This is a genomic window from Maribacter sp., assembly GCA_020629415.1.
Lineage (GTDB): Bacteria > Bacteroidota > Bacteroidia > Flavobacteriales > Flavobacteriaceae > Maribacter > Maribacter huludaoensis.
This window is the reverse complement of the sequence record JAHDDL010000034.1, coordinates 1-13,537: the sequence shown is the minus strand read 5'-3', so window position 1 is coordinate 13,537 and position 13,537 is coordinate 1. Positions and strand designations below refer to the sequence as shown.

The following is a 13,537-nucleotide window of genomic DNA, read 5'->3' as shown; positions in this document are numbered from 1 at the left end:
CTCTTACAATTATGTATTGCACTAATAGCAAAAGGTATATAACAAATGTATACCCTTTAGCTTCTATAACTTTATAACATATTAATTATAAAAAAATATCACAATGATAAAACCTACAACAGAAGTACCGCAATTAAAAATTCCTTTAATTAACGATACACAATGGAGCTTGTACGACCAAACGAGCACTTCTTTTACCATGATCGTATTTTATAGAGGATTGCACTGCCCAATTTGTAAAAAATACCTAGAAGATCTAGCTACTAGATTAAAAGATTTTAGCGATAGAGGTGTACATTTAGTAGCCGTTAGTAGCGATAGTGAAGAAAGAGCGAAAAAAGCAGGAAAAGAATGGAACGTACCTGAACTACCAATTGGTTATAATTTACCTATTGAAACGGCGCGGGAATGGGGTTTATATGTTTCTAAAAAAACATCTGACAAGGAACCAGATGAATTCTCGGAACCCGGTTTGTTCCTAATTCGCCCAGATAATACATTATATGCAAGCGCCATACAAACAATGCCTTTTGCACGACCCCATTGGGACGATATTTTAAATGCCATAGACTATGTCAATAAAAATAATTACCCTGCCAGAGGCGGTGAATAGTATACTTAAGATATAGGCAAAACAGTAAAAATGCCGGTAGGTTTCAAAAACTTACCGGCATTTTTATTAAAATAGTTGGTCTAGTTTCTTTCTAATTTCCAGTTTTCAAATTCCGCCTTTATACTTTCATCTACCATAGGGTATAGACCTATTACCGCCCTACCACGTTGAACTTGCTCAATAACAAACTCTTCATACATGGTCATTTGAATACACTCCTCTGCAACTTCATTGGCCAAATGTGCCGGTATTACCATTACTCCGTCATCATCCCCCAATATTATATCGCCTGGAAAAACGGCAACATCACCACAACCTATGGGATCATTGATGGCAATTGCCTGGTGCAATGTTAAATTAGTGGGTGCCGTAGGCCTATTATGATATGATGAAAAATCAAGGTCGGCTATTTCTGTGGAATCCCTTAACCCGCCATCTGTTACAATACCTTCTGCATTTCTTACCATAAGCCGCGTTACCAAAATAGATCCCGCGGACGCTGCTCTGGCATTTTGCCTACTGTCAATGACCATAACGGCGCCTTCCGGGCACTCTTCTACCGCTACTCTTTGTAAATGCTTTGGGTCTCTAAAAACCGAAATAGGATTTAAATCTTCACGTGCTGGTATGTAACGTAAGGTATATGCCTCTCCCACCATAGTAGGCCTTCCTAATTTAAGTGGCTTTACATGTTGTATGAACTGGTTCTTAAGTCCCTTTTTAAATAAACAGGTTGCAACGGTCGCCGTACTTACCTTTCTTAATTTATCTTTAGTTGCCTTAGCTATTTTGGTCATTGTTTTGTTATCTATTATTTATATTACTCAGCCTTTTTCCAGGTTTCCTTTAAAAAGCTCAAATCTTTTTTCATCTTGGCAAATACTTCTTTTTTATCCATTGTAATTTTAGATGCCCCTTTTTCAGCGCCGCCAAGTTCATATTCTAAATGCAAAGATATTGGCACGTTAATATTATATTTTTTGAGTAGTGAAAAATATCTATGAAAATCTACCATACCCTCGCCCAAAGGAGTATTTATCGGCTCCCATGAACCATTTTTCTTTCCCCATTTAAAATCTTTGATTACAATGGATTTTATATAGGACCTAATACGGCGTAGGTCTAATTCCCAACTTTTTCCTCCTTCTACAACAGCATGCCTTATATCATACTGACAACCTATAAATTCGCCATTAGTTCTTGAAAAAATAGTGGGCAAATCCCAAATTGGTGCCCCTACATGATTTCCTGCATGGTTTTGATAGCAGCCAACCAGACCTAAATCTTTATTCAATGTTTCCAATTTTTGGGCTTGACCTGCATATTTTAGTAAACTTTCGTCAATAGATGTATCTTCCGGATAACTTAACCAACCTGTACGATAATAGCCAACCCCTAACTTACTTGCCGTTTCCAATACTTTTCGCTGACCTAAATCTTCTATATCCCAAACATTGGTGGTGATCATTTTAGGTGACAATCCAAATTTTTTCATCGCTTCTACCGCGGTAGGCAAATCTTCCTGTACTTTTTCTGGAAGTACATGGCCTTTTGGGCGTACGGTTAGATCTAATCCGTCAAAACCTATTTCTGCCGCTGCGGCAGACATTTCGTGATAATTTAGAAATTGCAAATGTTTAGAAAAAAGGTGTACATCAACAGCATCGTTAGTGTCAACTTTAGGCCGTAAAAAATCGTCCTGAAACTTAACCAATGGCAAGCCAGCCAACGCCATAGCAGATTTCTTGATTAAATTTCTTCTAGAAATCCCTTTTTTATCTTCTCTCATTTTTAATATCCCTTTTATATTTTATCAATAGGTTTTGTGTTAATTAGTTGTCATTCTTACAAATATATGTATTTTTGGTCAACCAAACTGGTTAACCAGTTTATTGTAAGTTTCAGGTAAATTGCATTCATCAAACCTACAATTAGTTTCAAACCAGATTAATAACACACATAATGAAAAAGGTTTTCTTACTATTAGTATTTATTCCCCTACTGTTTTCATGCGGTGAAAAAGCTAGCACAAGTGCTATTACCGTGAACGACATTAACGAATTAAACGCCGCAATTACAGATGCTAAACCAGGTGATGACATTGTTATGGCCAATGGGGATTGGAAAGATGTGAGCATTAAGTTTGTAGCGTACGGTAATGAGAAAAACCCCATTACACTTCGTGCAGAAACTCCTGGTGAAGTTTTAATTACAGGCGCTTCAGATTTAAAGCTTGCCGGTGACTACTTGAACGTTAACGGGCTATATTTTACTAAGGGATCATCTCCTTCTTCTGCGGTCATTGATTTTGGCATTAGTGAAGACTCTGTGGCCAACCATTGTAAAATTACCAATACTGCCATTGTAGATTTTAATAAGGCACAACGAAATCAAACAGATTTATGGGTATTGTTCAAAGGTCGCCACAATGAACTGGACCATTGCTACATTGCAGGAAAGTCTAATAGGGGACCTACCGTTAGAATAGATTTGGCAGGCAACAATAGCATTAAGAACTATCATAAAATCACCAATAACTATTTTGGTCCTAGGCCACCTAAAGGCGGACCCAGTGCAGAAACCATACAATTAGGAAATAGCTTTACTTCTATGGCACCAAGTTACACCTTAGTGGCCAATAACTTCTTTGACAAATGTAACGGTGAGGTAGAAGTGATTTCCAGTAAAAGTAATTTTAACGAGTTTAGAAACAATGTTTTTTATAAAAGCGAAGGGTCTTTGGTAACAAGGCATGGCAATTATTGTATTATTGACGGTAATGTATTTATAGGGGACAAAAATTCTGAACAAATTGGTGGTGTACGTTTAATTGGCACCGGACACTGGGTAACAAATAACTACTTCTATAATTTAAAAGGGCAAACCTTTAGAAGTCCGCTGGCTGTAATGAACGGTATTCCAAAATCTCCTTTGAACAGATATTTACAGGTTACCGATGTTGTCGTTGCCAATAATTCTTGGGTAAATTGTGTATCGCCTTGGCAATTTGGTGTAGGATCCAATACTGATCAAAAAGATATTTTACCAAAATCCGAAATTAGGTCTGCCACACCTATTAGAACTATAGTTGCCAACAACCTTATTTATAACGATAAGGGCGATAAGCAGCCTATTGTTAAACATGACTCAATTGACGGTATTAGATTTAAAAGCAATATCATTAACAATCAAGGTGTTATGTTCAATACCGTTGACGGACTTACACAAAAGGATTTTGGTACTATTGTAGCCGATGGCGATATTTTAATGCCCGATAATTCATTAGCCGAATTTGAACTTTATTACGGATTTGAATTTGACCAGATAACCGCAGATTTGTTCGGTAACTCTAGGGGCGACAAAAATTTGGTAGGTGCAGTAGTTGGCAAACCTGTGAACAAAAAGGATATGATGGATGTATCTCAATACGGTACAGACTGGTATTCTAACACAACTTCTAAGAACGAATCTGGTAAAACACATGCAGCGGGCACAACAACAGAACTTGTAAATGCACTTACATCTGCAAACAATGGAGACACTATCAACTTAACCGCCCAACGATACGATTTAAGTTCTCCATTAAAAATTGATAAATCTATAACTATAATGGCTGCTACACCAGATGCAAAAGCAACTGTTGAATACAAAGGGGCGTCTGAAAGTCCGGCATTTGAAATGAATCCGAAAGGGCAACTTACGCTTAAGAATATTCAACTTGTAGGTAACAAAGAACAATACGCTTTTGCTAGTTTAAAAAACAACATGTCTAGCCTTTACAATTTAAATGTTATCGATTGTGAAATATCAAATTTCGATTATGTCTTAAAAGCATACAAACTATCCTTCTCAGAGTTCATCAGTTTTACTTCTACGCAAATTAAAAATTGCGCCAACGGTTTAGAACTAGCTGAAGAAACAGATGATAAAGGCGAGTACAATGCCGAAAATATAATTATTGACAACTGCTTATTCGATGGTGTCGCCAATAATGTTATCAATTACTATAGAGGCGGCTATGATGAATCTACCGTTGGCGGTAATTTAATTGTTACCAATAGCACATTTACCCATTGTGGATCAAAGGCGGACGAAAACCTGCTTTTTAATACTTACGGAATCATCAATGTAAATATTGCCAATAACAAATTTATTGATAACCCCGTTAAACTAGTTGCGCGTTTATGGGGTGCGAAAAACAATAGATATGCCAACAACGATATTCAAAATTCAGGAAAGATAGTAGTACAAGAAAACCTACCTCTTAAACTAATGTATTAATCGTACTTATAAAATTACTATAAATGAAAAAATCAATAGCTACCATCATTGCAGTAGTAACATTATTTGCCTGTAAAGACAACTCAAAGAAAGCTTTAGATACTACTGAAAAAACTACAGAAGATAGTGTAGTTACCACAAAATACCCAAGCGATGTCATCCCGTTTATGGATGAATGGAAAATTCTTTTAGGTGATGGCACCTATGAAGACAATCTTAAAGATTATGCCAAAGATGATTTCTTTTACGTTGAAAACGACGGAAAAACGGATTGGGTAGTCTATAAAACACCAAACAGTGGTATTACTTCACGAACCTCTAGCAATACAAGAACCGAGCTTGGCCAAAAGGAACATTGGATACCCGAGACAGGAGGAAAATTGACGGGAACTTTAAAAGTACAACACGTATCTACTTCTGGAGATGCCAGGGTAGCTGCTTCTTTTGCCGTGGTCGTAGGACAAATTCATAGTGATGAGGGCCATGAAAATGAACCTATAAAAATATTCTACAAGAAATTTCCGGACCATACAAAGGGTTCCGTATTTTGGAATTACGAAATTAACACTGAAGGAGATAATTCAAAAAGATGGGATTACTCTTCAGCTGTATGGGGACATGACATGTCTGTAGTAGGATCAGACCCAACCACAGCCCCAAATGAGCCTGAAAATGGAATTGAACTAGGAGAAGAGTTTAGCTATGAGATCAATGTTTACAAAGGTATTATGTATTTAACCTTTAAAAGTAAAGGTCATGAAACCATCAAATTCACTAAAAATCTATTGAAATCGGAATTTACCAAGACCTTACCGGAACAGATTAAAACATTGTACGCCTCTATAGGTCGTGACGGTCTGGAACGTGAAAATGCCTATGCGGGCGAAATTCAGTATTTTAAGCAAGGCGCATACAACCAAACCAATGGTAAATCTCCTGAAGATAATATTGTTTGGAGCACGGGTGCGGACACGTATGATGGCGATATTAAAAAGCAATATGCAAATGGTGATTATGCAGAAGTTTGGTTCAGGGAAGCTACTGTAGGCGCTGGCACTCCGCCAAATGAAGAATAATATCCACTAATTATATTTAACCAACAATAGAAGTCCGTTCAACAAGAGGAAATATATTTTTACTCATAAACAGACTTCTATTCTCTATAAAATTGGTTGTTTACAAATTATTGAATTGATGAATTTTGAAGTAAATCATTATTGATTCGTAATTTAAACCACCCTTTTTATGTTAAATACTTGCCAGTCTTACAAATATCCTTATTTTTGGTAAACCAATTTGGTAAACCAATTTTGATTTATGAAACGATCTCGCCTTCTATTTTTATTTGTTCTTATATGCTTGGCATATTCCTTTACCACACCAAAACAAGTTTATACCGTAAAGAACGTAGCAGAGTTTACAGCTATTCTTAAAAAAGTACAACCTGGTGACAGCATCGTTCTTGCCAATGGTGTTTGGATGGATTCCGAACTTTTGTTTGAAGCTAACGGTACTAAAGAAAACCCTATAACACTCATAGCGGAAGAAAAAGGAAAAGTGATTCTTTCCGGAGCTTCAAACCTTCGAATTGCGGGTGATCATTTAGTGGTTAAAGGGCTTGTTTTTAAAAACGGCCATACCCCTACTAACGCTGTTATCTCTTTTAGAAAAAGCAGGGAACAAATGGCAAATAATTCTCGCCTTACCGAATGTGTAATAGACAATTTTAACAATCCCGAAAGACAAGTACAAGATTATTGGATTACCATCTACGGAAAGAATAATAGAATTGACCACAATCATATTGCAGGGAAAAAGAACCTAGGAGTAACCATGATCGTTGGTTTGGATACTGAAGACAGTAGGGCCAACAACCATCAAATAGATCATAATTATTTTGGACCTCGCCCTACCTATGGAAACAATGGCGGAGAAACCTTAAGAATTGGCACGAGCCACCACGCTTTAGAAAAATCGAACACTTTAGTTGAATCCAATTATTTTGACAGAACCAACGGCGAACATGAAATTATCTCAAACAAATCTTGCAACAACACTTTCAAATACAATACCTTTTTTGAATGTACAGGTACATTGACCATGCGCCATGGAAATGAGACCTTGGTTGACGGCAACGTATTTATTGGCAATAACAAACCAAGTACTGGTGGCATTCGTGTAATCAATGAAACACAGACTGTCATCAACAACTACCATATTGGGCTTACAGGATATCGCTTTAGAGGTGCTTTTGTTATGATGAACGGTGTACCTAACTCACCCCCTAACAGATATGTACCGGTTATAGATTCTAAAGTAAACAACAACACTTTTGTTAACTGTGACAATATACTTTTTGGAGCCGGTAGCGATGCAGAAAGAAGTCAGGCACCACGTACTTCCGAGTTTTCTGGAAATATCATTTATAATGACACCAAAAAAGATGTTTTTACGATTGACGATGACATTAGCGGCATTACTTTTAAGAATAACATTCTTGGAGAAAATTCTGAAACTACGATCGAAGAAGGATTTAAGAATGCCAAAATTACATTGGTAAATGACAAAAATGGATTTCCTATTCCTACTTCAAATAAAATAAAATATAAAGTATCCATTAGTCCAAAAATTGCAACAAAGGAAAATACCGGAGTATCATGGTATTCAAAAGCGGATAATACTGTTGCACTAAACTCTGGTAAAATGATAAATGTAGCCGCCGGCATCAACACTTTATATGATAAAGTAAAAGAAACAAAAGCCGGTGATATCATTGTTCTAGAGAATGGCGGCACCTACTTGTTGACCAAAGCCGTTAAAATTAACCACCCGCTTACCTTTAAAACACTTGGAAAGGATAAGGCTACCATCTTGTTTGAAAGAATGATGGCTTTTGAGATTGAAAATGGCGGTAGTCTTTCTCTTGAAAACATCGCATTTGATGGCACCAAATCTCCTGACTATGCCGGTAACTCGGTTATTAGTACCAGTAAAAAATCTATGATCGAAAATTATAAGTTGTTCATAGACAACTGTGAATTCAAGGATATGGTCGTCAACCATTCTTTTGATGTACTTCGTGTTTCCAAAGGTACCTTTGCAGATACTATTAGTATCCAAAATTCAAAATTCAAAAACATTTCCGGTAGTATAGCGGCATTAGATAAAGAAACCGATGATATTGGCGCTTATAATGTAGAGTACTTTATTATGAAAAATAATAGTATTAATGATTTACAAGGTGCCGCGTTAAGATTATATAGGGGCGGTAAGGACGAAAGTACTTTTGGTCCGTTTTTAGAGATGGAGCACAATGTATTTGATCATGTTGGTTACGGATCTAAAAATAAATATGATGCAACTGTTTCTTTATATGGCGTTCAAGAGACTGAAATTAAAAACAATATTTTCAAAGATAGCAAGGCCATTAACATGCACTTGGTCGTTGGTGAGCCTATTGTAAAAATTTTGAACAATGCCATTAGTAATTCTGAAAAATTAATGGTTACCGGTGACCAAAAATACCTTGTTGAAAACCAATGGGAGCTTGAACCTGAATTTTCCAAAGAAGACGATTATTCATTGAGTACAGATTCTCCGCTTAAAGGAAAAGGTACTGACGGCAAAGATCTAGGGCTACTTAAAAACAGATAATATACATGACCAAATACTTAAATACTTTAAAAGCTTTTATCTGTACTGTTTTAATAACATTTAGTACAGTTGCACAAGAGCACCCCAGTCTTATACTTACTAAGGACGGTGTTTCTAAAATTAGAGCAGAACTGGGAAACGTTCCCTTGTTCGATGCATCTCTTAAAAAAGTAAAAGAAGAAATAGATGCGGAAATTGCTTTAGGCATAGATACACCTATACCCAAAGATTATTCTGGTGGTTACACCCATGTTAGGCACAAGCAAAATATGTTTGCCATGCAACAAGCCGGCGTTCTCTATCAAATTTTAGAAGATGAGAAATATGCCAAATACGTAAAAGACATGCTCTTGCAATATGAGGAAATGTATAAATCATTACCCTTACATCCCAAAACAAGATCATATGCACGTGGCAAATTGTTTTGGCAATGTCTAAATGATTCTAACTGGTTAGTTTATGTTAGCCAAGCGTATGATTGTATTTATGACTACCTGAGCAAGGCAGAAAGAAAAAAACTGGAAAATAACCTCTTTAGACCTTTTGCAGACCATATTTCAGTAGATAGTCCGCAGTTTTATCAAAGAGTACACAATCATAGTACCTGGGGAAATGCAGCTGTTGGTATGATCGGGCTTGTAATGAACGATAAGGAATTAATTGACCGAGCGCTTTATGGAATTCCGGGATTGGATATGGATAAATCTGCAAAAGATGATGACGGAGGATTTATAAATAAAGAGGGAAAAGCTGGATTTCTAGCTAATATAGAAGATCCTTTTTCTCCGGACGGATATTATAATGAGGGTCCATATTATCAACGTTACGCCATGTATCCGTTCTTAATATTTTCTGAAGGTCTGCACAATGTAAAACCCGAGCTTAATATTTTTGGATATAAGGATGGCGTTTTATTAAAATCTATAAATGCATTGTTAAATTTATCTGATGCAGATGGTGATTTCTTTCCCCTTAACGATGGCCAAAAAGGAATGTCCTATTACACAGACGCATTGGTGTCAGCTGTTGATATTTCTTATTATTACGGATCACAAGACCCGGGACTACTAAGTATAGCAGCCAAACAAAATAAAGTTTTGTTAGATGATTCCGGTTTGGCGGTAGCCCTAGGCGTTAAAAATGGAAAGGCTATACCATTCGATAAAAAATCGATCAATTTATCAGATGGTCCGGAAGGTAAACAAGGCGGTGTAGGTATTTTACGCAGCAAAAATACGGAACTTGTATTTAAATATGCCTCGCAGGGATCCAGTCATGGTCATTATGACAAATTATCCTATTCCTTCTACAATACCGGAAATGAGGTATTACAGGATTACGGATTGGCCCGTTTTGTAAATATTGAACAAAAAGGCGGCGGAAATTATTTAAAGGAAAACAAAACTTGGGCAAAGCAGACCATTGCCCATAATACGTTGGTACAAAACGAGAGATCTCATTATCAAGGGAAATATGATATTGGAAGTAAATACCACCCCCAACTCTATCTTTATGACGATTCTAATGTTGCGGTACAAATAGTAAGCGCCAAAGAAACCAATGCTTACCCTGGAACGGCAATGCACAGAACCATGGCATTAATAAAGGATGACAGTTTTGAAAATCCATTTCTGCTGGATATTTTAAAAATAGATTCAGATAGTATAAACCAGTATGATTTGCCTTTCTACTTTATAGGACAAGTCATTAAAACTAATTTTGAATACGAAGTACCCAACACTCTTGAACCTTTAGGTACATCTAATGGATACCAACACCTATGGTCCGAAGGTTTTGGAATTTCAACAGACGAGAACACAAAATTAAGCTGGTTAGACAAAGGTAAATTCTATACATTGACATCGGCAAGCTTAGAAAATGACGAACTAAAGTTCGTTAGGATAGGTGCAAACGATCCTAATTTTAATTTAAGAAGAGAAGCAGGTTTCATTATACGTAGAAAAAATACCCAAAACACCTTATTTATATCAACTACAGAAACACATGGTGGTTATAGCCCCGTGACGGAATCTGCTGTAAATTCCTATAGTAATATTAAAGAACTTCAGGTAATTTTAGATAATGAAGATTACACGGCCGTAATGATAACCACCGTAAAAGATATTACAAAGGTTTTCATCATTGCAAACAACAATGCTTCAACAGAAGCTAGACATACATTAAAAATCAAGGATAAGAACTATGAGTGGTCTGGCTCATATTATTTTAAATAAAAACAGAAAATTAATAATTATGAAGAGATTTAGCGAAAAGTACGTGATCACAAAAGATATGGAATGGGAAGTACTTGGTGGCGGAGTATCAAGAAAATTCTTAGGTTATGACAACCAAATCATGATGGTAAGGGTCAAGTTCGAAAAAGGTGCACTAGGTGCTCCACATCAACATTTTCATACACAGGCAACTTATTGCGTGTCAGGAAAATTTGAATTTGAAATTGACGGCGAAAAGCAAATTGTAGAAGCGGGAGACGGTGTTTATATAGAACCAAATTTACTACATAGTGCAGTCTGCCTTGAAGAAGGTGAACTTATTGACACTTTCAGCCCAGTAAGAGAAGATTTCTTGACTGGTGAAGGTCCATCTTACTTTGGTGACAAGAAATAATTAAGATTATATATATTTAAAATAATGCTACATTCAGCAAAACTAATTGGTGTTTTTCAAAAAATCCCCTCTTTTATGACTATTGCCATAAAGAATCAACACTAAAATTTTAACGAATGTAGTATACCATTTTAATTCGTTTTCATTTCAGTAACGAATATCAATTTCAAAGCTGAACCAAAAGATAATGGCTACAAAAAATTTACCCTTTTTAGGAAAAATAAAACAAAGCCTTAAAAATTTTGGTCCAGCTTTTTTTATTATTGGCTATGTAGTAGGAACAGGAAGCGTAACCTCTATGGTGGTTTCCGGTGCCAAATATGGCCTTAGCCTGTCATGGGCACTATTACTATCATGCTTTTTCACCTATTTTCTTCTTGTAGCCATAAGTAAATTGACCATAGTTTCTGGAGACACCTTAATGTTCAATTTTAAAAGAACTTTTGGCAAACCATTAACCATATTTATAATTACTGCCCTACTCGTCTCTATAGTTTCTTCATGTATAGGTGTAATGGGTGTGGTAGCGGAAGTTACCATGGAATGGATTTCGGTAAAAACAGAAATCTCTTTCCTTAACGGTCCTGTGGTATCCATTTTCTTTATTGCATTGCTTATTGCTCTTTTTTGGACGGGAAAACACGAAAATTTTATAAAAGCAATGAGTATAATGGTCGGTTTCATGGCGCTGGCCTTTATGATAACCAGTTTTATGGTCGTTAATGAAGCAGGTACCTATATCACCGAATTTTTTCCGGAGCTACCTAAAGGGGATAATAATGGATTAGTTATAGCCGGTATTGTAGGTACCACAATGGCAGGTGTATGTTTAGCCTCTAGAAGTATTTTGGTTCAAGAACAAAATTGGGGTTTAAAGGACTTAAAGACCGAAAATAAAGATGCCATGTCATCTATGATCATGACATTCTTTATTAGTCTTGCCATTATGATCAGTGCTACCGGAACATTATATTTTAAAGGCGCACCGGTAGATGATGCAACGGACATGATGCATGCCTTAGGACCTTGGGCCGGAGATTTTGCCTTAACCCTCTTTACACTGGGTATTATTGGGGCAGGTTTATCTTCCATATTCCCTAACCTACTTCTTTTCCCATGGCTAGTGGCAGATTATACCAATACGGAGCGTAACATGAAAAAACCGCTGTATAAACTTATAGTTGTTTTAGTGGCGTTATCCGGTCTAATTGTTCCTATTCTAGGCGGTAAACCAGTTTGGATATTAATAGCCTCACAAGCTTTGAGTCCGTTTGTGATGCCATTAATTACATTGTTTTTGCTTATTCTTTTAAATAAAGAAACGGTTATGCAAGAACATAAAATTAGCTTGTGGATGAATCTTGCCCTAGGTGCTACCTTCATTTTCAATTGCTATATGCTCTATGTAGCCCTAAACGGGTTTATTGATTTTATTTAGAATATATCTATAGGAGTAATTTTGATTGCAATAAAAAAGGGCTAACAAATAACTTCATTATTGCAAACCCTTTTTACATCTTCTTAATTGATAAACACTTTCTTAACTAGGAGGGTAACATAGCAAAATTTTAGATGCTATGGTAGATGAAAATTTCACTTCGTCTATTGCTGCCGAAAAAAATATTTCATCTCCCTGGGCAAAACTATACTCCTTACCTCCACTAATGATCGTACCCTCACCGTAATAAATAACAGCAACAAAAAAACTACCATTAGCTTTTAAGGTATGTTCACCATTTACAGTTAAATCCAATTCACTTAAACCAAAGCAATCTGTATGGCTTTCATTAAAAATTGTATTCAGTTTATGTTTATCAGATGAGTCAATGGTCTTTGGAGAAACTTTCCATCTTTTCAATGCCTCTTCATAGGAACAACCATTATAATGAAAACAATCTAGCATATTTTGCTCACCAACACCTTGGTGTATTAACTCATCGGAAATTGTTAATCCGGCAGGAGTCACTTTTTCTACACGCATAGTATAATCCGTAGGTTCTTGTACTTCCATTAAAAAACACCCACTACCAATGGCATGTGGCACTCCGCCATAAATCATATAAGCATCACCAGGGTTCACCTCTATTTTATGAAGGCAGTCTAGCATACCTTCTATATCTTGATTTTTAAATAAGATTTCCCATTTTTCTCGGGTCACTCCTTCTTTAAACCCCATGTAAATGACACTCTTTTCGCCATTAATTTCACGTTTGTTCAATACATACCAAGATTCTGTTTTTCCAAAAGCGGAATCTAACATGGTTTTACCATAGTCTTTATCAGGGTGTACCTGTATAGTTAATCGCTCTTTTGAGTCCAACATTTTTATCAGCACACCGGTAGTGCCAAATTTATCAGCCA

At 36.3% G+C, this 13,537-nt stretch carries 10 protein-coding genes; 7 read left to right on the top strand and 3 right to left on the bottom strand.

Translation table 11 applies throughout. The features are described 5' to 3' along the window. The first annotated feature begins 103 nt into the window (after positions 1–103). On the top strand, positions 104–613 hold the full coding sequence (locus QZ657_RS13270) for a peroxiredoxin-like family protein (protein WP_276471161.1): 510 nt from the start codon (positions 104–106) through the stop codon (positions 611–613). An 80-nt stretch (positions 614–693) separates the two neighbouring features. Here QZ657_RS13270 and QZ657_RS13265 read toward each other — a convergent pair whose 3' ends face one another. Beyond that, a complete protein-coding gene (locus QZ657_RS13265) occupies positions 694–1,410 on the bottom strand; it encodes a ribonuclease activity regulator RraA (RefSeq protein ID WP_291967460.1) in 717 nt (238 codons plus the stop codon). A gap of 23 nt (positions 1,411–1,433) precedes the next feature. Next, entirely contained in the window at positions 1,434–2,402 is a 969-nt protein-coding gene (locus QZ657_RS13260) for a sugar phosphate isomerase/epimerase family protein (protein ID WP_291967458.1), read from the bottom strand. A 173-nt stretch (positions 2,403–2,575) separates the two neighbouring features. Between QZ657_RS13260 and QZ657_RS13255 the strand changes: the two genes are divergently transcribed. The 6 genes from QZ657_RS13255 to QZ657_RS13230 all read left to right on the top strand — a co-directional run bounded on the left by QZ657_RS13255 (position 2,576) and on the right by QZ657_RS13230 (position 12,614). After that, entirely contained in the window at positions 2,576–4,894 is a 2,319-nt protein-coding gene (locus QZ657_RS13255) for a chondroitinase-B domain-containing protein (protein WP_291967456.1), read from the top strand. A gap of 23 nt (positions 4,895–4,917) precedes the next feature. Beyond that, positions 4,918–5,970 (top strand): polysaccharide lyase family 7 protein, encoded by a 1,053-nt coding sequence (locus QZ657_RS13250; RefSeq protein WP_291967454.1) that lies wholly within the window; start codon positions 4,918–4,920, stop codon positions 5,968–5,970. Between the two features lie 241 nt (positions 5,971–6,211). Beyond that, a complete protein-coding gene (locus QZ657_RS13245; protein ID WP_291967452.1) occupies positions 6,212–8,548 on the top strand; it encodes a chondroitinase-B domain-containing protein in 2,337 nt (778 codons plus the stop codon). A gap of 5 nt (positions 8,549–8,553) precedes the next feature. Beyond that, positions 8,554–10,782, top strand: coding sequence for an alginate lyase family protein (locus QZ657_RS13240; protein ID WP_291967450.1), 2,229 nt, complete (start codon positions 8,554–8,556; stop codon positions 10,780–10,782). A 19-nt stretch (positions 10,783–10,801) separates the two neighbouring features. Further along, entirely contained in the window at positions 10,802–11,176 is a 375-nt protein-coding gene (locus QZ657_RS13235; protein ID WP_276471154.1) for a cupin domain-containing protein, read from the top strand. 187 nt (positions 11,177–11,363) lie between these two features. Next, positions 11,364–12,614, top strand: coding sequence for an Nramp family divalent metal transporter (locus QZ657_RS13230; RefSeq protein WP_291967448.1), 1,251 nt, complete (start codon positions 11,364–11,366; stop codon positions 12,612–12,614). A 102-nt stretch (positions 12,615–12,716) separates the two neighbouring features. On the opposite strand, the gene QZ657_RS13225 is transcribed toward QZ657_RS13230, so the two are convergent. Then, positions 12,717–13,537, bottom strand: an 821-nt coding sequence (locus QZ657_RS13225; RefSeq protein ID WP_291967446.1) for a class I mannose-6-phosphate isomerase, incomplete at its 5' end; no start/stop codon positions are given.